Origin of the sequence: Corynebacterium sp. HMSC076D02 (assembly GCF_001813815.1) — a bacterium.
Lineage (GTDB): Bacteria > Actinomycetota > Actinomycetes > Mycobacteriales > Mycobacteriaceae > Corynebacterium > Corynebacterium simulans.
The window spans coordinates 46,364-67,261 of sequence record NZ_KV814082.1; the positions used below are offsets into that span (position 1 = coordinate 46,364).

Sequence of the window (20,898 nt, forward strand, 5' to 3'; positions counted from 1 at the left end):
CCTTATGCAGGTTTGCCAGCATAACAGGGCCAAATTATAGAACCTGCAAGTCCTTCGGGAATGAAGTGATGATCTTCGGCACGCCGGAGGTGATGATAAGCGTATCCTCAATGCGCACTCCGCACTTGCCCGGTACGTAGATACCCGGCTCGATGGTAAGGGTCATGCCCTCGGCAAGTTCGCCCTTACCCGTTTGCGCAGCAGCCGGGCCCTCGTGCACGTCAAGGCCGATGCCGTGGCCGGTGGAGTGCACGAAGTACTCGCCGTAGCCGGCCTCGGTGATGATGTCGCGGCAGGCGGCGTCGACGTCGACAAGCTTGGCCCCTGGCACCGCCGCCTTGACGCCAGCCTCTTGGGCGCGCAGGACGATATCGTATATCTCGCGGGAGAGCTCGTTCGGCTCCCCGACCGCGAAGGTACGGGTGCAATCGGAGTTAAAGCCACGCAGGTGCGCGCCGAAGTCGATGGTTACGAGGTCGCCGGAGACCAGTACGCGATCGTCGGCGCCGTGGTGCGGCTTTGCGGAATTCGGGCCGGAGGCGACGATGGTATCAAAGCTCACGCGCTCAGAACCCATCTTGCGCATGCGGTATTCCAGGTCCGCCGCGATCTGGCGCTCAGTGCGCCCCACTGCTACCTCGCCGGCAGCGACCAAGCCCTCCAGCGCTTCGTTGGCCAGCGCCGCGATGTGTTCGAGGCGCTCCAGCTCCTGTGGGTCCTTTACCAGGCGGATGTCTTCGATGACTCCGCTCATCGGAACCAGCTCCACTCCCTCGGGCGCTGCCTCTTCTAAGGCCTTGAGCTCAGATACGGAGACATAATCGGCCTCAAAAGCCACGCGCAGTGGCCCCTCGAGGCGCTTGGGCAACGCCGGGCCCACTGGACGGCCCAAGATTGCTTCGAGGTCTGGGACTTCTTCTGCAATCTGGGTGGTATAACGACCATCGGTTGCCATCAGCGCCGAGAGATCCTTGCGCAGCAGCAGGCCACCGTTGGAGCCGGAGAAGCCTGAAAGATAGCGCACATGCACCAGGTGGGTTACCAAGACGGCGTCGATGCGCATGCCGGCTACCTCTGCAGCGAGCTTGCGGCGGCGGTCACTAAAGCGGGTATCAGCGAGTGTCATGCGTTAATCCTTTTCTTCTTGACGGTCAACCCATGATAACGCCCACCACCCGCGGGTTTGGGGCTAATCGCTGAGAAAATAACCGAGTGCGGCCTCGTAGCCGTAGATACCCAATCCGGCGATAACCCCGCGCGCGATCGGGCTTAAATAAGAATGCTGGCGGAACTGTTCGCGCGCGTGCACGTTGGAGATATGCACCTCGACGAAGCCGGCGCCGTCGGCCACCTCGGCTAGGGCGTCGCGCAGCGCGACTGAAGTATGCGTAAAGCCGCCAGGGTTGATGATGACGGGCCAGCCGGCGTCGGCAGCCTCGTGGACCTTATCGATGAGCTCGCCCTCGTAATTGGACTGGTAGAACTCCAGCTCTGCCCCACCTGCGGCCGCACGCATGCGCTTTTCGACGTCCGCGAGACTCGTCGTTCCATACACTTCCGGCTGCCGCTTGCCCAGGCGGTTTAGGTTGGGGCCGTTGAGAACCAAAATCTTCATGTCTGCTCCGAACTAGTGGGAAATTGCTGCATAGGCCGCGCGCAATTCGGCCTCGGTAGCATCTTCGATGCGGGTGGTCTCGCCGATGCCGGTAAGGGCTACGAAACGAATAGCACCCCCGCGGTTTTTCTTATCCCTCGTCATGGCCTGGTAAAGCTCGTCGAAGTGGCCTGCTTCGTAGGTGGTGGGCAGGCCGAGCGAGCGCAGGATCTGGGTGTGGGTGTCCAAAACGGCGGCATCGATAAGCCCGCGGGCGTGGGCTAGGTTGGCGACGAACATCATGCCCACGGCCACGGCGCGGCCATGACGCCAGGTGTAGTCCTCGCGCAGCTCGATGGCGTGGCCGAACGTGTGTCCATAGTTGAGGGTCTCGCGCAGGCCGGCCTCTTTGAGGTCCTCGCCCACCACGCGAACCTTGACCGCGATGGAGCGCTCGATAAGCTCGGGCAGCCCGCACAGCGGGTCGAGGCAGGCGGCGGGATCTGCGAGGTAACGCGAGATGATGACTGGATCGTGGATGAAACCGGTCTTGACGATCTCCGCCGACCCGGCGACGATTTCATCCTCTGGCAGGGTGTGCAGGCGGTCCGAGTCCACGAAGACGGAATCGGGCTCGTGGAATGCCCCGACCAAGTTCTTGCCGGCAGCGGTGTTAATGCCTGTTTTGCCGCCGACGGCGGCGTCGACCATCGCCAGCAACGTGGTGGGCACCTGGATGACCTTAATGCCGCGCATCCACGTCGCGGCAAGGAACCCTGCGAGATCGGTGGCCGCTCCCCCTCCGAGTCCCACGATGGCGTCGCGGCGGCTGAAATTTGCCTCGCCAAGGCTGTCCCACAGACCACCCACGACGTCGAGGCGCTTGGCGGCCTCGGCATCGGGAATGGGCAACAGGGTAACCACGACGTTACGCGCGGCAGCCTCCGCAGCAAGCTGGCGAGCGACGGCCGCGACGGCAGGCTGGAACACGATCCCCACCTGGCCCGCACCGGTTGCGCTGAGCCGGTCTGCGATGGCTTCGGTCAAACCCGCGCCGACGGTGACCTCATAAGGGCTAGGGCCTGAAACTGGAATCGTGGTCATGAATACTCTTTTCTTAAAGTGTGTCGATAAAGCCCAAGATGGCGCCGACTACCTGCTGTGGGCTGCGCTTATCGGTGCGGACCTTCAAGTTGGCGACCTGCTCGTAGTACGGCCTGCGCAATTCCAGCAGCTCAGCGTAGTGAGCCAGGGGGTCGGCGGCGGCGAGGACGGGGCGGTTGGCGTCGCCAAGTGTGCGTGCAACGCCCTCCTCCGGGGAAATGTCAAGGAAAATGACAGTGTGGCGGTCCAGGAGGTCGCGGGTTCCTTCATCGAGCACGGCCCCGCCGCCCAGGCTGACGACGCCGCGCGAACGCAGCGCTTGCTTTACCACTTCCGCCTCCAGCTCGCGGAAGGCCGGCTCCCCCAGCGAGGAAAAGACCTCGCCACAGGCCGCGCCCTCGCGCTGTTCAATCATCTGGTCGGAGTCGACGAGTTCGCAGTTGAGGGAATGAGCTAAACGGCGCCCGATGGAAGACTTACCCGCCCCAGGTGGCCCAATGAGAACAACGCGGGGACGCGGGCTACCAGTCACGGAAACCGGTGTGGTCATTACTTACTCCTGTTCAAAAGCAAGACGCTGGGAAACATACTCATTGTAGGCGGCGATATTGCGCTTGGTCTCCATGACGCTATCGCCGCCAAATTTTTCTAGCACCGCGCGCGCGAGAACGAGGGCGACCATGGCTTCGGCGACCACGCCCGCGGCGGGCACCGCGCACACGTCGGAACGCTGGTGGATGCCGGTGGCTGCCTTGCCGGTTGCCATATCCACGGTCTGTAGGGCGCGCGGGACGGTGGAGATCGGCTTCATGGCAGCGCGCAGACGCAGGGTCTCGCCGTTGGTCATGCCGCCTTCGAGGCCGCCGGCGCGGTTGCTCAGGCGAGTAACGCCCGCGCCTTCCCGCACCATCTCGTCGTGGGCCTCGGAGCCGCGGCGGCGGGCCTCCTCGAAGCCGTCGCCTACTTCAACACCCTTGATGGCCTGGATGCTCATCAACGCAGCGGCGAGCTGGGCATCGAGGCGGTCCTCGCCGGAGATGTGCGAGCCCAGGCCAATGGGCAGGCCTTCGACAACGACCTCGACGATGCCGCCCAAGGTATCTCCCTGCTTTTTGGCGGTCTCAATTTCCGAAATCATCGACGCTTGCGCATCCTCGCCGAAGGCGCGCACGGGTGAAGCATCGATGGCGTCGAGAGCCGCGTGCGTCGGTGTGGGGCCCGCATAAGGCTCCGAGGCGCCGATGGAGATGACGTGGGAGATAACCTCCACGCCGAGGGTCTCGCGCAAAAAGTTGCGCGCGATGGTGGCGGCGGCCACGCGCGAGGCGGTCTCACGAGCTGAAGATCGCTCCAGGATCGGGCGCGCCTCGTCGTGGCCGTATTTGACCATGCCTGCAAAATCCGCGTGGCCCGGCCGCGGGCGGGTCAGCGGGGCGCCACGGCCGGACGCCATGGCCTTGGCGGTCTCCTCGTCGGACATGTCCAGCGCGTGTGGTGACATGATGGTGGTCCACTTGGGCCACTCGGTGTTGCCGATCATGATCGCAATCGGGCTGCCCAGAGTCTTACCGTGGCGGATGCCAGAAAGGAGAGTTAATTCGTCGGCTTCGAACTTCATGCGGGCGCCCCGGCCGTAGCCTAAGCGGCGGCGTGAGAGCTGGGCAGCGATGTCATCCTGCGATACTGGTACCCCGGCCGGCATGTGCTCAAGCATGGCGATGAGCGCCTGGCCGTGGGATTCACCTGCGGTAGTCCAACGAAGCATGCGGGTTATTATCGCACGCCCCGCACACGCGGGCTAGCACTAGGGTCGAACTTAGAGCGCAATCACACACGCTGCCGCAGCCAGCAGCATTCCGGGCCCGTGCGGGGGTGCGGCGTCGCGGCGGGCAAGGCCCCATAACGCAGTGCTAAGCGACGCCCCCATCATCGCCAGCAACTGCCCCATCACCCCTACTTCGTGGACGGTCCACATGCCCAGCGGGAAGGCGAGTTTGATGTCGCCGCCACCGACGCCGCCGCGCCAGAGCGCAAGGGCGAGATAGAGGCCGGGCCAGATGAGTCCTGCGGGCGAAAAGATGCACAGTGCGATAAGGCAGGCGGGCAGGGTAAGCCAATTGGGCAGGCGTTTATAGCGGATGTCGAATATACACAGCATGATTATCCACGCGGCGATGCAGGCGTGGATATAAAGATTTCCCCCCATGGGGCCACAGCCTAGCTCAAGGCTGCATCGAGGGCAGCGCGCATGGCGGCTTGTGGCGCGGGATGGCCGGTAAATTGCTCAAACTGGTTGTAGGCCTGGTTGGCGAGCATGACGTGGCCGCCCACCGTGGCGTAGCCGTTGGCGGCCGCATGCGAGACGAGCGGGGTGGGCCAGGGATCGTAGATAACGTCGAGGACTGGCGCGTGGGCTAGGTCAAAGAGATGACCGTCGAGGGCCGCGGAGGGAACCGTGGAGACGATGAGCTCTGCCGCGCGCGCGAGGGCGGCGATGTCATCGTCGAAGGTGGCGCGATAAAGCTTGAGGCCGAGGGCGTCGGCAAGCGGGGCAAGCTCGGCGAGCCGGTCAGAGCGGTTCAGCACGGTGACGTCGGTAATACCGCGCTGCGCCAGGCCCCAAAGCGCGGGCCGGGCGGTGCCGCCGGAGCCAATGAGAAGCCCGTGACGGGCGGTCTTTTCCCCCATCAGCACCGCCAACGCACCGGCGACGCCCTCGGTGTCAGGGTTGTCGGCGCGCCAACCGCTCTCGGCGCGCACCAGGGTATTGGCAGAGCCAATGAGTTCGGCACGTGCAGTGCGCTCCGTGGCGCAAGAAAGGGCGGCGAACTTGCCCGGCATGGTCACCGAGAAACCGCGGAAATCAGCAGGCGCCTCCTCGAGAAAGCGCGGCAGCGACGCCGCCGTGACCTCAAAGCGGGTATAGTCCCAATCCTCTAGCCCCAGGGCTGCATAACCGGCGTTATGCAGCACCGGGGACAAGGAATGGTCGATGGGTTGACCTAGAACCGCCGCGCGTGGCATTACTCGGCTGGCTTTGCTTCAGAATCCTCGCCACCCTGCACGCCGCCGCGCTGGGACTCGAGAATGCCGGAGTTGATGGCCTTATCGACGTTGGCCAAGTGCTCGTCGTAGTTATCGGTGAACACGGTGGTGCCATCAGCGTCGATTGTGGCGAAGAACAGCCAGTTGCCCTCCTCCGGGTGCTCCATGGCGTCGATTGCCTCAACGGAAGGAGAAGCAATCGGGGTATCCGGCAGGCCCTCCTTGGCGTAAGTATTCCACGGGGTTACCTCGGCGCGAGCTTCGTCGGAAGTCGCCAGCTCCACGTCCGGCAGGCCGTAGTTAACGGTGGAGTCCAGCTCCAAACGCATCGGCTCGTCCAGGCGGTTCAGGATGACGCGGGCCACCTTACCGAACTCGCCGGCTGGGGACTCGCGCTCGACCAAGGATGCTGCAACCAGCAGCTCGTATGGGGTCTTGCCCATAGCCTGCGCGCGGTCGACGATGCCAGTCTCGTTGTAGCGCTCGGTAGAACGAGTAATCAAGTCCTTCAAGATGGCCTGCGCGTCCATGTTCGGATCGACCACATACTGGCCCGGAGCAATAAGGCCCTCAAGGCGCTTCGGATCCTCGCCACGGGAGCGAATCTTCTCCAGCGCCCACTCTGGCGCGCCAAGCTCGGCCGGATCGACGGTCGCCGCGACCTTCTCCAGTTCTTCCTTGGTCACAGAGCCGCCCTCTTGCTCAGAGACTTGCGAGATCAGCGAGTAGACGCCGTAGCGAACATCCCCGCCGACAACCTTGACGTCGGAAAGCGTGGCTCCGCCCTGCACATCCAAAGGATCGACCTTGTTTTTGTCATCGAGCAGCGCAGAAACCGCCGCCTTTGCATTCATCTCCTCCTGCAGGCGGTAGAAGCCCGGCTGAATGCTGCCAGCGCGAGGGTTGGAGTTGGCCGCCGAGGAGAAAGCATCCGCGGTCTTGACCACGTTCTTTTCCACGAGCGACGGGCCGAGCTGGCTCATCGACGAGCCTTCTGGGACCTCGACCAGCTGCACGGTGCCGTTGCCGGTTCCCTCATAGTCCATGCTGCTGCCTCCTCCAAGCAAGCGGAAGCCGATGTATCCCAGGGCGCCGATGATAAGCACCACGGAGGCCACCACCACGGCAAGGCCGTGCTGGCGGCGCTTGACGTGCTTCGGCTCCATGGAGCGCCCGATTCGTTCTTGGTTTCGGCTCACGTAACTAGTCTCCTGCTGTTGAAGGCTCGTGGGTGGTTGCATCTGCTTGAAGCGCGTTGTTACGTGCGTCCAACCAGGATTGCAAGATTTCTACTGCGGCTGCTTGGTCGATGACTTTGCGGCCCTTTTTCTCGGATACCCCCGACGCCCGCAGCGCTGTCGTGGCGGCTACTGTGGTCAGCCGCTCGTCAGCCATGCGGACAGGTGGTTGCCCTATCGTTACATCTTTTCCCAGCCTGCGGCGGATGCGAAACGCGATTTCCTTGGCGTGTTTGACACTTTTCGAGCCGTTGCCCTGCAGATCGCGGGGCAGGCCTACTACTACCTCTACCGCTTGGTACTCGTGAATGAGCTCCAAAATGCGGTCGATATCGCCTTTATCGCGGTCTTTGAAACCGGTTTCGCGAGCGACGGTCTCGACAGGAAGCGCCAACTTGGCGTTGTTGTCAGAGACCGCGACACCGATGCGTACGGTGCCTACATCTAGCGCTAGTCGACGCCCATTTCCCGGGTCGTCCACCCCGGGAGTATCGGGTTGTACGGCCATGCTCTATGAATGCCCCTTCGCGGTTGGATGCGACACAAAAGTCGCAAAACGGTAACGATGACATCTAGATTCTAGTCATATTATTTGCGGCTATGGTTCGCAGGGGCATAAGTTTTAGGTTATTGGCTGTTTAAAGGCCTAATGTTTACCCCTATCGCGCAAAAATCCCCGCACCTTTTGGTCTAAAGATGCGGGGAGTTAAGCGGCTAAAAAAATTAAGCCTTTTCGAGCTCGTCACGCAGGGCGTTGAACGCGGCCGGAAGGCCTGCGGCGTTAGCGCCGGAGCCTTGCGCCATGTCTGGCTTGCCGCCGCCCTTGCCGTCGATGTAGCCGGCGAACAGCTTGACCAAGTCGCCAGCCTTGATGCCGCGCTCGATGGCGGCTTTGGTGACGCCGGCGATAAACGGCAGCTTGCCGCCCTCATTCTCGGAGGCGAGGACAACCACGCCCGGCTTGTCGCCGAGGCGGTTCTTCAGGTCGGTGGCTACGGTGCGCAGGTCGCCGCCGCTGACGTTGTTCGGCAGACGGGTTGCCACGAGGCTAAAGCCGTTGACCTCGACGGCGGAGTTGACCATCTCAGCGGTCTGGGACATCAGCTGGGCCTTGTGCAGGTCCTCGATCTGCTTCTCAGCAGCCTTGAGGCGCTCGGTCAGCTGCGCGATGCGCTCTGGAAGGTCCTCGGACTGAATCTTCAGCTCGCGGGAAACGCCCTCCACAAGTGCGGTTTCCTTTGAGTAGTAGCGGAACGCATCCAGGCCAGAGTAGGCCTCGATGCGGCGCGCACCGGAGCCCACGGAGGACTCGCCCAGCACGGAAACCGGGCCGATCTCCGCCGTGTTGGTGACGTGGGTGCCGCCGCACAGCTCGATCGAGAACGGGCCGCCCATCTCGACGACGCGGACCTCAGAGCCGTAGTTCTCACCGAACAGCGCCATGGCGCCCATCTGCTTCGCCTTCTCCAGCGAGGTCTCGATGGTGTTGACGGCAAAGTGGGCGTCGACAGCCTGATTGGTGATGAGAGCGATCTCCTCCAGCTGGGCCGGGGTCAGCTGCTCGGTGTAGTTGAAGTCGAAACGCAGGTAGCCCGGGCGGTTCAAGGAACCTGCCTGAACTGCGGTTGGGCCCAGCACCTTGCGCAGCGCCGCGTGGATGAGGTGGGTGGCCGAGTGCGCCTGGACTGCGCCGTGACGCCACTTCTTATCGACCTCAGCGGTCACGGAAGCACCCAGGTCGATGCCGCCGGCAGTAACGGTGGCCTTATGGACCCACAGCTTCTTGCCGATCTTCTGGACATCGCCTACCTCAAGCAGGCTCTCGCCCGCGTACAGGCGGCCGCGGTCCGCGGTCTGTCCACCGGCCTCGGCGTACAGCGGCGACTGGTCGAGGATGACCTCCACCTGCTCGCCCTCGTGGACCTCGTTGACCTTCTCGCCATCGCGAACCAGACCGATGATCTTGGCGTCGGAAGTAAGCGTCTCGTAACCGGTGAAGACGGTCGGGTTGTTATCGACCCACTCACGGTAGAGAGAAAGGTCGGCGTGGCCGTGCTTCTTGGCCTGGTTATCGGCCTTGGCGCGGCGGCGCTGCTCTCCCATCGCGTCGTTGAAGCCATCCATGTCGACCTCAAGGCCGGCCTCCTGGGCCATCTCTAGGGTGAGGTCAATTGGGAAGCCATAGGTATCGTGCAGCTCGAAAGCCTTCTCGCCGGAGAGCACTTTGGAGGTTGCAGCACGCGAGGTGGACTTGAGCTCTGCAACGGCTTCGTCGAAAAGCTTAGTGCCCGACTCCAAGGTCTTGAGGAAGGCCTTTTCCTCCGCGATGGCAACGCGCAGGATGCGCTCGCGGTGCTCCGCAATTTCCGGGTAGGACGGAGTCATGGTGTCCATGATGGTGTTCATGAAGCGCTCCATGCTCGGCGCGGTAGCCCCCAGCAGGCGTGCGGAACGGATGATGCGACGCAGCAGGCGGCGCAGGATATAGCCGCGGCCTTCGTTGCCCGGGGTAACGCCGTCCAAGATGAGCATCATGCCGGTACGGGAGTGGTCCGCGATGACGCGGAAGCGGATGTTGTCCTGATCGCTTGCGCCCTCGCCGTACTTGGAACCAGAAAGCTCCTCCGCGGCGTCGATAACCGGGCGCAAAAGGTCGGTCTCGTAGACGTTATCTACGCCCTGCAGGATGCAGGCTACGCGCTCGATGCCCATGCCGGTATCGATGTTCTTCTTCGGCAGCGGGCCCAGGATTTCGAAGTTGCCCTTGCCGATGCCCTCACCGCGCTCGTTCTGCATGAAGACCAGGTTCCAGATCTCCATGTAACGGTTGTCGTCGGCCACTGGGCCACCCTCGGCACCGTATTCCGGGCCGCGGTCATAGTAAATCTCGGAGCACGGACCGCACGGGCCAGGAATGCCCATGGACCAGTAGTTATCCTCCATGCCCAGGCGCTGGATGCGCTCCTTCGGCACGCCTACTTCGTTGTGCCAGATATCGGCAGCCTCATCGTCGTCCAAGTAAACGGTAACCCACAGACGCTCCGGGTCGAGGCCGAAACCGCCGTCTTCCACGGAGCTGATAAGAAGGCCCCAGGCGTTTTTGATTGCGCCTTCCTTGAAGTACTGGCCGAAGGAGAAGTTGCCGGCCATCTGGAAGAAGGTGTTGTGGCGGGTGGTAATGCCTACCTCTTCGATGTCCAGGGTGCGCACGCACTTCTGGATGGAGGTCGCCAGGCCGTTGGGAAACGGCGGGTTCTGCTGGCCGAGGAAGTACGGCTTGAACGGAACCATGCCGGCGTTAACGAAGAGCAGGTTCGGGTCGTCCAAAATGAGCGACGCGCTGGGAACCGCCTCGTGTCCGGTATTCACGAAGTGCTGGGTAAAGCGTTCCCGGATCTCATGAGTCTTCACGAGCTAAAAGTCCTTCACTGTTTAAGCGGTACGTAACAGCGCTCAACTTTACCCGTATCGCTTCCTAGCACGGGTATCGGGGGAGAAAACTTTAGCGCCGCTTGCCGCGGATGATGTTGCGCAGCCGCCCCAGGTAGTCATGGATGCGCTTTTCGGCACCATGTTCGGTGGGTTCGTAGTACAGCGCGCCTTCCAATTCATCTGGGAGGTACTGCTGCTTAACGACGCCGCGCGGGTCATCATGCGGGTAAACATACCCCACGGCATTGTCGAGCTTTTTCGCTCCTTCGTAGTGGCCGTCGCGCAGGTGGGCCGGGACGTGACCGATGCGCCCAGCTTGCACGTCGGCTTGCGCGGCGCTGATTGCTTGGATCACTGCGTTCGACTTCGGTGCGGTGGCCAAGTGGATGGTGGCTTGGGCCAGCGGAATTCGCGCTTCCGGCATGCCGATCAATTGCGCGGCTTCGGCTGCTGCCACGGCGGTTTGTAGCGCGGAAGGGTCGGCCATGCCGATGTCTTCGGAGGCATGCACGATAAGGCGGCGTGCGATAAAGCGCGGGTCCTCGCCTGCCTCAATCATGCGCGCCAGGTAGTGCAGCGCGGCATCAACATCCGAGCCGCGGATCGACTTAATGAACGCAGAGACGACGTCGTAGTGCTGGTCGCCGTCGCGGTCATAGCGCACGACGGCGCGGTTGACGTTGTCACGGATGACTTGGGCGGTCAATTCCCCACCGTCGGCCACGGCCTCGGCTGCGGCTTCCAGGTAGGTCAGCGTTCGACGGGCGTCGCCGCCGGCGAGCAGCACGAGTTGGTCGAGTGCTTCGTTGTTTGCGCTAATGCGCCCGCCCAGGCCACGATCGCTGGTGAGGGCGCGTTCGGCGAGTGCTTTCAGGGAGGCGTCGTCTAGCGGCTGCAACTGCAGCAACAACGAGCGCGAGAGCAACGGCGCCACCACGGAAAAGGAGGGGTTTTCCGTGGTCGCGGCGACGAGCAACACGGTGCGATTTTCCACTGCCGCGAGCAACGCGTCCTGCTGGGTCTTGGAAAAGCGATGCACCTCGTCGATAAAAAGCACGGTGCGGCGGCCATGGATGAGTTCTTGGCGCGCCCGGGTGATGACCTCGCGCACCTGCTTGACTCCCGAATCCAAGGCGGATAGGCCCACGAAGTTTTGGCCAATCGACTTTGCGATCAGCGAGGCGATGGTGGTCTTGCCAGTACCGGGAGGGCCATACAAGATGACAGAAGCCTCGCCGGAGCCTTCGATCAGCCGGCGCAGGGGCTTCCCTTCTTCAAGTAGGTGGCCTTGACCTACAACCTCATCGAGGCTCTGTGGGCGCATCCGGGCCGCCAATGGCGAGCCGGAATGGGTGGCAAAGATTTCTTGGCCAGGCAGCGGCGCGGATGCCTCTGCCCCGCCGGGTGCTGGGCCAAACAGAAAATCCTGGCTCATGGCCTAGCCTTCACGCAGACGGCTGGCTACGGTCTGGCCAAACTGCGCAACCGGTTCGCATGCGGCGGAATCGCACTTGGCGGAGTACCGCGCCAACGCCTCGAAGGTCTCGTACAAGTCGCGGCGGATGAGAATTTCCTCTTCGCTAAATGGACCTTGGTCTGCAGGACGCAGCAAGGAATGGCGTGCGTCGTGCTCGATGCCAGCGGAGCCTTCCGAAAGGGCCACAACGCCCTCGATACCGCCGGCGTACATCGTGGTCACGCTGGACAAAGCCCAGCCGATGAGCGAGGCGACGATGAGCTCGTGGAGCTCGATATCGTCCCCGAGACGCGGCCACACCTGCACCACGCGGCGCTGCCAGGCGGAGATGAAAATCTCGCCCTCTTCATCCGAAATCGGGCGCGCGAAAAGGAACTGCGGGAAGCCGGCGATGACACAGGCTACGTCGAAGCCGACGTTGCGATAACCCGCCCACTCATAATCCAAAAAGGCTAGGTTATGAGAAACGATGACGTTATCGGGCGACAAATCAAAAGGCGTAAACGCGCGCTCGCGCCCGATGGACAGCGCGCTTGCCGCCTGTTGCGCCATCTCCACAAAGTCTGCGGGCGCTGGCAGGCCAGCATCGGCCAGGATGTCTGCTCCAATGAAAATCGAGCGCTGCAGGGATTCATCGCGCAGCGACTGATGCTCGGCGTATTCCGGGTGCTGGCGCAGCATGCGGTTAAGCAGCGTCTCGTAGTCCTGCTCGCGGTCTGCGGTACCCGCATGCATCTGGCCCAAAGAACGTCCCAGAGAACGCAGGATCTCCTTGCGGTCTTCGCCCTGTGCTTGGATGAGAACGTCGGCCAAGGTGTCGCCCTCACCGACGTCGGAAAGCACCAAAATGCGACGATCCAGATCATGAGCAAAAAGCACCGGGCCCGGGCGCACGTCCTCGCTCAAAGCGGTGGTGAACTGGTAGGCCACGACCTCGCGGAGAAGCGCGGCGTCATCAATAGCATGCCCGGTAGAAGGGTTGTATTTGATGACCACGGAGCGGTGCGGCAAAAATGCCGTCGGAGTCATCCGCGCGCGCAAGACGGTGGCGTTGCCCGAACCGCCTAGGTCAGTTACCTGCGTAAACTCGGCAACCCCGCCGTAACGGCGCGAAAGCAACTCGGCGGCCATCTCGACGACCTCGTCTTGGGTATAGGCCGTGTCAGTAACGTCCGTATTCTCCGTGGTCACTTCATCTTCCTTTACTTGATCGCTGAGCTTAATGTCAGCCGCGCTCGCAGCAAAAGCGGGGCACCGCCTGATGCGGTGTGGTGAAACACTTTCCCGCAGATTCGGCCCTGCCCCGCTTTAAAAGCAAGCTTTAGCGCTTACTTCGCTGCAGCCTTTTCTTCTGACTTCTTTTCCGGCTTGAAGTCGACGCCGGTCTCCTTGCGCTGTGCGGCAGGGATCGGTGCCGGGGCGTCGGTTAGCGGATCTACGCCGCCGCCGGACTTCGGGAAAGCAATGACGTCGCGGATGGAGTCGAAGCCGCCGAGCAGGGACACGATGCGGTCCCAGCCGAATGCGATGCCGCCGTGTGGCGGTGCGCCGTACTGGAATGCGTCGAGCAGGAAGCCGAACTTCTCCTGTGCTTCTTCCTCGCCGATTCCCATGACGTCGAAGACACGCTTTTGCACATCCTGCTGGTGGATACGGATGGAACCGCCGCCGATCTCGTTGCCGTTGCAGACGATGTCATAAGCGTAAGCGGTTGCCTCGCCCGGGTTCTGGTCGAAGGTGTCGAGGTACTCCGGCTTCGGGGAGGTAAAGGCGTGGTGCACGGCCGTCCACTTGGAGTGGCCCAGGGCAACGTCACCGGATGCGGTGGCATCGGCAGCCGGCTCGAACAGTGGTGCGTCGACGACCCAGGTAAAGGCCCAGTCGCCTTCCTTGATGAGATCGAGTTTGCGCGCGATCTCGCCACGGGCTGCGCCGAGCAGAGCGCGGGAAGACTTGGTGTCGCCTGCGGCAAAGAAGATGGCGTCGCCAGGCTTTGCGCCCACGTGAGCGGCGATGCCCTCGCGCTCGGCGTCGGTGATGTTTTTGGCCACTGGGCCGCCCAGGGTGCCATCCTCAGCAATGGTGATGTAGGCAAGGCCCTTAGCGCCGCGCTGCTTTGCCCACTCCTGCCAAGCGTCGAACTGGCGGCGCGGCTGGGATGCGCCACCTTCCATGACGACGGCACCGACGTACTCGTTCTGGAATACGCGGAAGGTGGTGTCCTTGAAGAACTCGGTGCACTCGACGATCTTGATGTCAAAGCGCAGATCCGGCTTATCGGAGCCGTAGTACTTCATGGCATCGGCGTAGGTCATACGCGGGATCGGAGTGGTGATTTCGTAGCCGATGAGCTTCCACAGCTCGGAGACGATCTCCTCGGCCAGTGCGATGACGTCGTCCTGGTCCACGAAGGACATCTCGACGTCGAGCTGGGTGAACTCCGGCTGGCGGTCAGCGCGGAAATCCTCGTCGCGGTAGCAGCGCGCGATCTGGTAGTAGCGCTCCATGCCGGCAACCATGAGCAGCTGCTTGAACAGCTGCGGCGACTGCGGCAGGGCGTACCAGGAGCCTGGCTTCAGGCGTGCTGGGACCAGGAAGTCACGGGCTCCTTCTGGAGTGGAGCGGGTCAGGGTTGGGGTCTCGATCTCGGTGAAATCGTGAGCGTCGAGCACCTTGCGGGCTGCACGATTTGCCGCAGAGCGCAGACGCAGCGCGTCACCCTGGGTCTTACGGCGCAGATCCAGGTAGCGGTACTTCAGGCGGGCTTCCTCGCCGACCTCTCCAGAGGTGGATGGGTCATCGATCTGGAAAGGCAGTGCTGCGGACTTGTTGAGGACCTCGAGCTCGGTGACGTTGACCTCGATCTCGCCGGAAGGCAGGTTCGGGTTCTCGGATCCTTCTGGACGCGGCTCGACGACGCCGGTTACCTTCACGCAGTACTCAGAGCGCAGGTCGTGTGCGTGCTCTGCAACTTCGGATTCGCGGAAAACAACCTGGGCGATGCCGGATCGATCACGCAGGTCAATGAAGATAACTCCACCGTGGTCGCGACGGCGGGAAACCCAACCGGTGAGAGTAACAGTCTCGCCTGCGATGTCCTTGCGGAGCTCGCCGGCCAAATGAGTGCGCAGCACTAGTGTTCAGTCCCTTCTATTTCGATTTTTTACCCTCTCCCGCCACGCGTAGACAGCACGCGCCGGAGAATGGCAAAACTTGAACGCGCCCAAGTCTACAACCCCGCCTAGTATTTCGTTTCGATGAGGCAGCTACAGAAAGTATCTATATTTTCTGGCGGCACAATGCGCTGGACATATGGCATTATCAATGGCATGACATTTCGTTCGGATGCAGAATTCAACAACACCCGCGCCCGCTCTGGTGGCGGCGGGCGCCGCGGCGGCACCATTGCGGCAGGGGGCGGCCTGGGCACTCTCGTCCTCATCGGTTTGTTCCTGATCATGGGCGGAAACCCATCCGATCTTGATCAGTACTTCGGCACCGAGAATGACCAGGGCCAAATAGCGCAGGAAGAAAACGGCACAGAGGCAAACGGCAACCCCACCGGAGAGCTTGCCCACTGCCAGACCGCTGAGGACGGCAACGAGTACGACGACTGCCGCATCATGTACGCCGCCCAGTCCATCGACCGCGTTTGGGCGGACCAACTTCCAAAGCAGGCCGGGCTGGAATACACCGAACCCGGAATGGTCATCTTTCACGGCGCCACCACGTCCGGCTGCGGCCAAGCATCGGCCGCCACCGGCCCGTTCTACTGCCCGAGTGATCAGACGGCCTATTTCGATACCGCCTTTTTCGATCAACTCACCCAATTCGGCGCCGAGAACGCCCCCCTGACGCAAATGTATATCGTGGCCCACGAGTTTGGTCACCACATTCAAAACCTCGAGGGAACGCTGGGTCTTTCCAATTACAACCAACCGGGCGAGGATTCCAACGCCGTCAAGATTGAGCTGCAGGCAGACTGCTACGCAGGCATCTGGGCAAACTATGCCGATGACAATACGAACATGGGCCTGCAAGAGATTTCGAAGCAGCAGCTCGAGAACGCAGTGACCGCCGCTGCCGCTGTTGGCGATGACAACATCCAGCAGCGCTCCGGCGGCCAGGTCCGCCCCGATCAGTGGACACACGGTTCTTCCGAAATGCGCTCCAAAGCCTTCTTGGCCGGCTACCAATCAGGCGAGATGGCGCGGTGCGACTACCTCGAGCGCAATGCTTATAACGGCTAAACACTTATAGCGCCTAAAGTCTAGGTCCCGCCTAAAAATGACAGGGGTGCGTGGGAATTTCCCACGCACCCCTGTTGTTGACATGTCATATACACTAAAGTTCTAAGCCACACTCAAGGGAGCAGCATGCAATTCGGAATCTTTAGCATCGGCGATGTCACCGCGGACCCAACCAAAGGCACCATCCCCAGCGAGGCCGAGCGCATTCGCAATATGACAGAGATTGCGCTCAAGGCCGAGGAGGTTGGCCTCGACGTCTTTTCCACCGGCGAGCACCACAACCCGCCCTTCGTGCCCTCCTCACCGACGACCCACCTGGCATATATCGCCGCACAGACAAAGAACCTGCAGCTATCCACCTCCACAACGCTTATCACCACCAATGACCCGGTAAAGATCGCCGAGGACTATGCCTTCCTGCAGCACCTTTCCGGCGGCCGCGTAGATCTCATGATGGGCCGCGGAAACACGGGCCCGGTTTATCCGTGGTTTGGCAAGGATATCCGCGAAGGCATCCCGCTGGCGGTGGAGAACTATCACTTGCTGCGCCGGCTGTGGCGCGAGCCGGTGGTTAATTGGACGGGCAAGTACCGCACGCCTCTACAGGGTTATACGTCTACCCCGGCGCCCCTTGACGGCGTACCGCCTTTTGTCTGGCACGGCTCCATCCGCTCGGTGCAGATTGCCGAGCAGGCCGCCTTCTACGGCGATGGCTTCTTCCACAACAACATCTTCTGGAACAAGGAGCACACCGCGAAGATGGTGGACATTTACCGCCGCCGCTTCGAGTCCTACGGTCACGGCCGAGCGGATCAGGCCATCGTGGGCTTGGGCGGCCAGGTCTTCATCGGCGAGACCGAAGCCGAGGCGAAGAAGTTCTTCCGCCCCTACTTCGATAACGCACCGGTGTACGGCCACGGCCCTTCCCTGGAGGAGTTCACCGCGCGGACGCCGCTGACTGTAGGCACGGTGGAGCAGGTCATCGAGCGCACCATGCAGTTTGCCGATTGGGTGGGCGATTACCAGCGCCAGCTTTTCCTCATCGATCACGCGGGCCTGCCGCAGGAGGTAGTGCTGAAACAGATTGAAATCTTAGGCACCCAGGTGGTTCCGGAGCTGCGCCGCCGCATGGAGGCCCGCCGCCCGGAGCATGTGCCTTCAAATCCGCCTACCCACGCAAGTCTGAAGGCCAACCCCGCCGCACCCCATTTCAAGGTCAACCCCGGAGAGGAGAACTAGATGCGTTCACTGGTCGTTGTTACTGCAGGGCTATCTACGCCGTCATCAACGCGCGCGCTTGCCGACGCCCTTTCCCAGGCCGTGTGCTCCCAGGTCGGCGCCCGAGGCGAAGGCGTGGAGACCACCATGATTGAGCTCCGCGAGCTTGCCACCGAGCTCGCCGAGGCCATGACAAACTGGGGCGCCACCACGCCCCGCCTAGATGAGGCAAAGCGCGCACTATCGACGGCGAGCGCACTGATTGCGGTGACCCCGATTTTCCAGGGCAGCTACTCGGGCCTTTTCAAGCTCTTCTTCGACACACTCGATCCGCACGCCTTGGAGCACCTGCCCACAGCGATTGCAGCCACGGGCGGGTCTTCGCGGCATGCGTTGGTGCTCGACTATGCGTTGCGTCCGCTGTTTAACTACCTGCACGCCACGGTGATCCCCACCGGCGTCTTCCAAGCCACCGAAGACTTCGGCACCGCAGAAGGTACACGCAACGCCCAGCGCATCGAGCGCGCGGCCAAGGAGCTTGCCGATCTCATCGTGGCTCCCACCGACCGCGTCGCAGGACTAGCCGCCCCGAACTTGGCAGAGCCTTCCCCACGTCCCACCGGATTGGACGTGGAAGAAGAGTTCACGCCGTTTAGCGCGCTGCTGAAAGGCCACGACGGCACCGCCTAACCACAGCATCATCTAGCAGCACCGCGCACCGGGGTTGGCATCCTGCTCGGCGTAGCGGGCACGCCAATATTCGCGCTCGGTTGGAATCGCGGCGTCGGGATGATGCGCCTTAAGGTGAGCGCAGTACTTCGCATAGGCGTGATCGCCCATGAGCTCGCCGACGTACCAGGTGATTTTCTTGAGCGCGCTAATCACTAATGCCCTCCAGTTTCTTCGAAGCTCATGTTGTACTGCGCGGCTACTTCTTTCTCCCGTTTGGTCGGCATCATTCCACGGGGCAGGAACAGCGTGGATGGGATGTCCTCGGTCTCCGAGTCCGCTGGCTCGATACCGGCTACGCGCTGCTTGACCGCCTTGATACACGACACCACTGCCGCCCCAATAACGGCTAGGACGAGCACGGCGAAGAGGATAGATAGACAGCCTTGGATGAAGGTATTACGCACCACTGCGTCAATTTCTTCGACGGACTTTGCAGACCCGAACTCGCTAAGCCCCTGAGCCGCAGCGTCTTTGAAGCGCGCATGGTTAGCCCAGTAGCCGATGGTCGGATCGGAGCTGAAGATCTTCTGCCAGGACGCGGTCATGGTCACGATGAGGTCCCAGGCCAGCGGGATAAGCGGAATCCAGACCCACTTATAAAGGCCCTTCTTGACCACGACAACCACGACGAGTGCGAGCGCCATTGCAGCTAATAGCTGGTTCGCGATGCCGAAGAGCGGGAAAAGCACGTTGATGCCGCCTAGCGGATCGGTAACGCCCATGATGAGGATGGCGCCCCACAGCGCACAGACGATGAAAGTGGAAAGGTAGGTCCCGAGCTTCCAGCTTTGGTCGCGGAACTTGCCCAGGCCCGGGATGCCTCCCAAGGAGTCGGACATCATAAAGCGTGCCACGCGGGTACCAGCGTCCACCGTGGTGAGGATAAACAGCGCCTCGAACATGATGGCAAAGTGGTACCAGAAAGCCTGCATGGCTGGATTGCCCAGCATCTGCGTCATGATTTCGGACATGCCATAAGCCAGCGTTGGCGCGCCGCCGGTACGGGAAACGATGGACTCCTCGCCCACTGCCTGGGCTGCGGCGGTTAACTGCTCGGCGGTGATGCCAGCGCCCGGCAGGTTGAGGGTGCCCACGAAATCCGCCGCACCTTCCGCAGTGCCCTGCGTCTTCGGCGCTGGAGAGTTCATGGCGAAGTACATGTGGCGGTCAATGATGACCGCGGAGATAAGTGCCATGACCGCAACAAAGGACTCCATGATCATGCCGCCGTAGCCGATGGCACGCATGTGGGATTCTTTCTCAATGAGCTTCGGCGTGGTACCCGAGGAGATCAGCGCGTGGAAGCCAGAAAGTGCGCCGCACGCAATGGTGATAAACAGGAACGGAAAGAGGTTGCCGGAGAAGACTGGGCCATTTCCGTCCGTGGCGAAGCTGGTCACTGCCGGCATGTGCACGGACGGGCGCTCAATCACGATGGCGATGGCAAGCAGCGCGATGACGCCAATCTTCATGAAGGTAGACAGGTAGTCACGCGGGGCAAGCAGCAGCCAGACCGGCAGGATAGCTGCCACGATGCCATAGCCAATGATGGCAAAGGCTAAGGTCTCCTTGGACCAGGTAAACATGCTGGCACCGAGCTCAGTATCGGAGACCCAACCGCCGCCGATGATGGCGGCAAGCAGCAGGATGACGCCAATGACGGAGACCTCAGAGACCTTGCCAGGGCGGATGTAGCGCAGGTAGAGGCCCATGAACAAAGCGATGGGGATGGTCATCGTGATGGAGAAGACGCCCCACGGCGAATCCGCCAAAGCGTTGACCACGATGAGCGCCAGCACTGCGATGATGATGATCATGATGGCGACGGTGGCGATGATGCCCGCGATGCCTCCAATTTTACCCATCTCATCGTTGATCATTTGGCCCAGCGAGCGGCCCTTGCGCCGCGTGGAAACCCACAACACCAGGTAATCCTGTACCGCGCCCGCAAAGACGACGCCGAGGACGATCCATAGTGTGCCCGGGAGATAGCCCATCTGCGCCGCCATGACTGGGCCGACCAGCGGGCCCGCGCCGGCAATAGCGGCGAAGTGGTGGCCAAAGAGCACGCGGCGATCGGTAGGCAGGAAGTCCTTACCGTCGTTGGCGTACTCGGCAGGAGTCGCACGATTATTGCGCGGCTTTACCACCTGGTACTCAATAAGGCGTGCGTACAGGGTATATCCGATAATGTAGGAGCCAACGGCGGCTAGGACCAACCAGACGGAGTTGATGGTCTCACCGCGGTGGAGAGCGAGCACTCCCCAACCGGCAGCCGCAGCGATAGCGGCAATCAAAATGACGATCTTCTCAACGTTGCCGATGACCTTTTCCGGCTTTACGTCGATGGGCTGTGCCTGGCCGTCGACTTCAACAAATTCGATGTCGGACCGCGGTTCGGGTCCGGTCTTGATACTCACGATAATCTCCCGAGGAATCAGACAGAGCAGATGAAAGAACTTTTATCCAGTCACAGTTGTTAGGCACACTGAATTGCTTAACTATTGTGAACCGAGATACTAGTCAGTATTCATTGTGTGCAAAGGTCACACAATAAAATTCAATAATTTCTATCGGCTTATCCCCAAAAATCGCTTGACCTTGGTCACACCCACCCCGAGGGGTTAACAACGCTGCCTCCACGTAGTGAACTACTGCCAAAGCGGTAACATGGAGAAACTGTATGCGCGGCCTACCGGAAAAACTCCTCGTCACAGAGAATTTCGGCCGCAGCAAGATCGCAATTAACACGGGTTTAGCCACAGCCTGCCCCCTAGAAATAAACCCCCTACCTACCCCCAATTTAAT

18 protein-coding genes are annotated in these 20,898 nt (G+C 61.6%); 3 read left to right on the forward strand and 15 right to left on the reverse strand.

Going from position 1 to position 20,898, the window contains the following annotated elements; genetic code table 11:
- Nucleotides 1–34: 34 nt before the first annotated feature.
- The 13 genes from HMPREF2935_RS10815 to aspS all read right to left on the reverse strand — a co-directional run bounded on the left by HMPREF2935_RS10815 (nt 35) and on the right by aspS (nt 15,024).
- Nucleotides 35–1,126, reverse strand: a complete 1,092-nt coding sequence (locus HMPREF2935_RS10815; protein WP_070733184.1) for a M24 family metallopeptidase — start codon at nt 1,124–1,126, stop codon at nt 35–37.
- Between the two features lie 63 nt (nt 1,127–1,189).
- A complete protein-coding gene (gene aroQ, locus HMPREF2935_RS10820; protein ID WP_061922732.1) occupies nt 1,190–1,615 on the reverse strand; it encodes a type II 3-dehydroquinate dehydratase in 426 nt (141 codons plus the stop codon).
- Between the two features lie 12 nt (nt 1,616–1,627).
- A complete protein-coding gene (aroB, locus tag HMPREF2935_RS10825) occupies nt 1,628–2,698 on the reverse strand; it encodes a 3-dehydroquinate synthase (RefSeq protein WP_061922735.1) in 1,071 nt (356 codons plus the stop codon).
- A 13-nt stretch (nt 2,699–2,711) separates the two neighbouring features.
- Nucleotides 2,712–3,248, reverse strand: coding sequence for a shikimate kinase (locus HMPREF2935_RS10830; protein WP_070518765.1), 537 nt, complete (start codon nt 3,246–3,248; stop codon nt 2,712–2,714).
- Nucleotides 3,249–3,251: 3 nt separating this feature from the next.
- On the reverse strand, nt 3,252–4,463 hold the full coding sequence (aroC, locus tag HMPREF2935_RS10835) for a chorismate synthase (protein WP_070733186.1): 1,212 nt from the start codon (nt 4,461–4,463) through the stop codon (nt 3,252–3,254).
- Between the two features lie 51 nt (nt 4,464–4,514).
- Complete coding sequence (locus tag HMPREF2935_RS10840; RefSeq protein WP_070498564.1) at nt 4,515–4,904, reverse strand: prepilin peptidase; 390 nt, start codon at nt 4,902–4,904, stop codon at nt 4,515–4,517.
- 11 nt (nt 4,905–4,915) lie between these two features.
- Nucleotides 4,916–5,722, reverse strand: a complete 807-nt coding sequence (locus HMPREF2935_RS10845; protein ID WP_070733189.1) for a shikimate dehydrogenase — start codon at nt 5,720–5,722, stop codon at nt 4,916–4,918.
- On the reverse strand, nt 5,722–6,909 hold the full coding sequence (gene mltG / locus HMPREF2935_RS10850) for an endolytic transglycosylase MltG (RefSeq protein WP_070518768.1): 1,188 nt from the start codon (nt 6,907–6,909) through the stop codon (nt 5,722–5,724). The genes HMPREF2935_RS10845 and mltG overlap by 1 nt, the downstream gene beginning before the upstream one ends.
- A gap of 37 nt (nt 6,910–6,946) precedes the next feature.
- Entirely contained in the window at nt 6,947–7,489 is a 543-nt protein-coding gene (gene ruvX, locus HMPREF2935_RS10855; protein ID WP_061922754.1) for a Holliday junction resolvase RuvX, read from the reverse strand.
- 215 nt (nt 7,490–7,704) lie between these two features.
- The gene (gene alaS, locus HMPREF2935_RS10860; protein WP_070733193.1) at nt 7,705–10,392 is read right to left on the reverse strand and encodes an alanine--tRNA ligase; all 2,688 of its coding nucleotides are present in this window, start codon (nt 10,390–10,392) and stop codon (nt 7,705–7,707) included.
- A 91-nt stretch (nt 10,393–10,483) separates the two neighbouring features.
- Nucleotides 10,484–11,848 (reverse strand): replication-associated recombination protein A, encoded by a 1,365-nt coding sequence (locus HMPREF2935_RS10865; protein ID WP_062040576.1) that lies wholly within the window; start codon nt 11,846–11,848, stop codon nt 10,484–10,486.
- Between the two features lie 3 nt (nt 11,849–11,851).
- Complete coding sequence (locus HMPREF2935_RS10870; RefSeq protein WP_070733439.1) at nt 11,852–13,021, reverse strand: phosphotransferase; 1,170 nt, start codon at nt 13,019–13,021, stop codon at nt 11,852–11,854.
- 197 nt (nt 13,022–13,218) lie between these two features.
- Complete coding sequence (gene aspS / locus HMPREF2935_RS10875; RefSeq protein ID WP_062038851.1) at nt 13,219–15,024, reverse strand: aspartate--tRNA ligase; 1,806 nt, start codon at nt 15,022–15,024, stop codon at nt 13,219–13,221.
- Nucleotides 15,025–15,219: 195 nt separating this feature from the next.
- Here aspS and HMPREF2935_RS10880 point away from each other — a divergent pair, with 195 nt between their 5' ends.
- The 3 genes from HMPREF2935_RS10880 to HMPREF2935_RS10890 all read left to right on the forward strand — a co-directional run bounded on the left by HMPREF2935_RS10880 (nt 15,220) and on the right by HMPREF2935_RS10890 (nt 18,048).
- Nucleotides 15,220–16,140 carry a KPN_02809 family neutral zinc metallopeptidase gene (locus HMPREF2935_RS10880; protein ID WP_070733441.1) on the forward strand — a complete coding sequence of 307 codons (921 nt, stop codon included), beginning with the start codon at nt 15,220–15,222 and terminating at the stop codon, nt 16,138–16,140.
- Nucleotides 16,141–16,266: 126 nt separating this feature from the next.
- On the forward strand, nt 16,267–17,379 hold the full coding sequence (locus HMPREF2935_RS10885) for an LLM class flavin-dependent oxidoreductase (protein WP_070733194.1): 1,113 nt from the start codon (nt 16,267–16,269) through the stop codon (nt 17,377–17,379).
- Nucleotides 17,380–18,048 carry an FMN reductase gene (locus HMPREF2935_RS10890; RefSeq protein ID WP_062040542.1) on the forward strand — a complete coding sequence of 223 codons (669 nt, stop codon included), beginning with the start codon at nt 17,380–17,382 and terminating at the stop codon, nt 18,046–18,048. It begins immediately after the preceding gene.
- 12 nt (nt 18,049–18,060) lie between these two features.
- Here HMPREF2935_RS10890 and HMPREF2935_RS10895 read toward each other — a convergent pair whose 3' ends face one another.
- Complete coding sequence (locus HMPREF2935_RS10895) at nt 18,061–18,243, reverse strand: YbdD/YjiX family protein (RefSeq protein WP_371326243.1); 183 nt, start codon at nt 18,241–18,243, stop codon at nt 18,061–18,063.
- Nucleotides 18,243–20,510 carry a carbon starvation CstA family protein gene (locus tag HMPREF2935_RS10900; protein ID WP_061922764.1) on the reverse strand — a complete coding sequence of 756 codons (2,268 nt, stop codon included), beginning with the start codon at nt 20,508–20,510 and terminating at the stop codon, nt 18,243–18,245. Before HMPREF2935_RS10900 ends, HMPREF2935_RS10895 begins: the two co-directional genes overlap by 1 nt.
- Between the last annotated feature and the right edge of the window lie 388 nt (nt 20,511–20,898).

Excerpts from the sequence above, each read along its gene's own strand:
- HMPREF2935_RS10880 (WP_070733441.1), top strand. The coding sequence starts at position 15,220 with ATGACATTTCGTTCGGATGCAGAATTCAACAACACCCGCGCCCGCTCT.
- HMPREF2935_RS10890 (WP_062040542.1), top strand. The coding sequence starts at position 17,380 with ATGCGTTCACTGGTCGTTGTTACTGCAGGGCTATCTACGCCGTCATCA.
- ruvX (WP_061922754.1), bottom strand. The coding sequence starts at position 7,489 with ATGGCCGTACAACCCGATACTCCCGGGGTGGACGACCCGGGAAATGGG.
- HMPREF2935_RS10865 (WP_062040576.1), bottom strand. The coding sequence starts at position 11,848 with ATGAGCCAGGATTTTCTGTTTGGCCCAGCACCCGGCGGGGCAGAGGCA.
- HMPREF2935_RS10815 (WP_070733184.1), bottom strand. The coding sequence starts at position 1,126 with ATGACACTCGCTGATACCCGCTTTAGTGACCGCCGCCGCAAGCTCGCT.
- aroB (WP_061922735.1), bottom strand. The coding sequence starts at position 2,698 with ATGACCACGATTCCAGTTTCAGGCCCTAGCCCTTATGAGGTCACCGTC.
- HMPREF2935_RS10870 (WP_070733439.1), bottom strand. The coding sequence starts at position 13,021 with ATGGCCGCCGAGTTGCTTTCGCGCCGTTACGGCGGGGTTGCCGAGTTT.
- HMPREF2935_RS10830 (WP_070518765.1), bottom strand. The coding sequence starts at position 3,248 with ATGACCACACCGGTTTCCGTGACTGGTAGCCCGCGTCCCCGCGTTGTT.
- aroQ (WP_061922732.1), bottom strand. The coding sequence starts at position 1,615 with ATGAAGATTTTGGTTCTCAACGGCCCCAACCTAAACCGCCTGGGCAAG.
- HMPREF2935_RS10885 (WP_070733194.1), top strand. The coding sequence starts at position 16,267 with ATGCAATTCGGAATCTTTAGCATCGGCGATGTCACCGCGGACCCAACC.
- HMPREF2935_RS10845 (WP_070733189.1), bottom strand. The coding sequence starts at position 5,722 with ATGCCACGCGCGGCGGTTCTAGGTCAACCCATCGACCATTCCTTGTCC.
- HMPREF2935_RS10840 (WP_070498564.1), bottom strand. The coding sequence starts at position 4,904 with ATGGGGGGAAATCTTTATATCCACGCCTGCATCGCCGCGTGGATAATC.
- mltG (WP_070518768.1), bottom strand. The coding sequence starts at position 6,909 with ATGGAGCCGAAGCACGTCAAGCGCCGCCAGCACGGCCTTGCCGTGGTG.
- aroC (WP_070733186.1), bottom strand. The coding sequence starts at position 4,463 with ATGCTTCGTTGGACTACCGCAGGTGAATCCCACGGCCAGGCGCTCATC.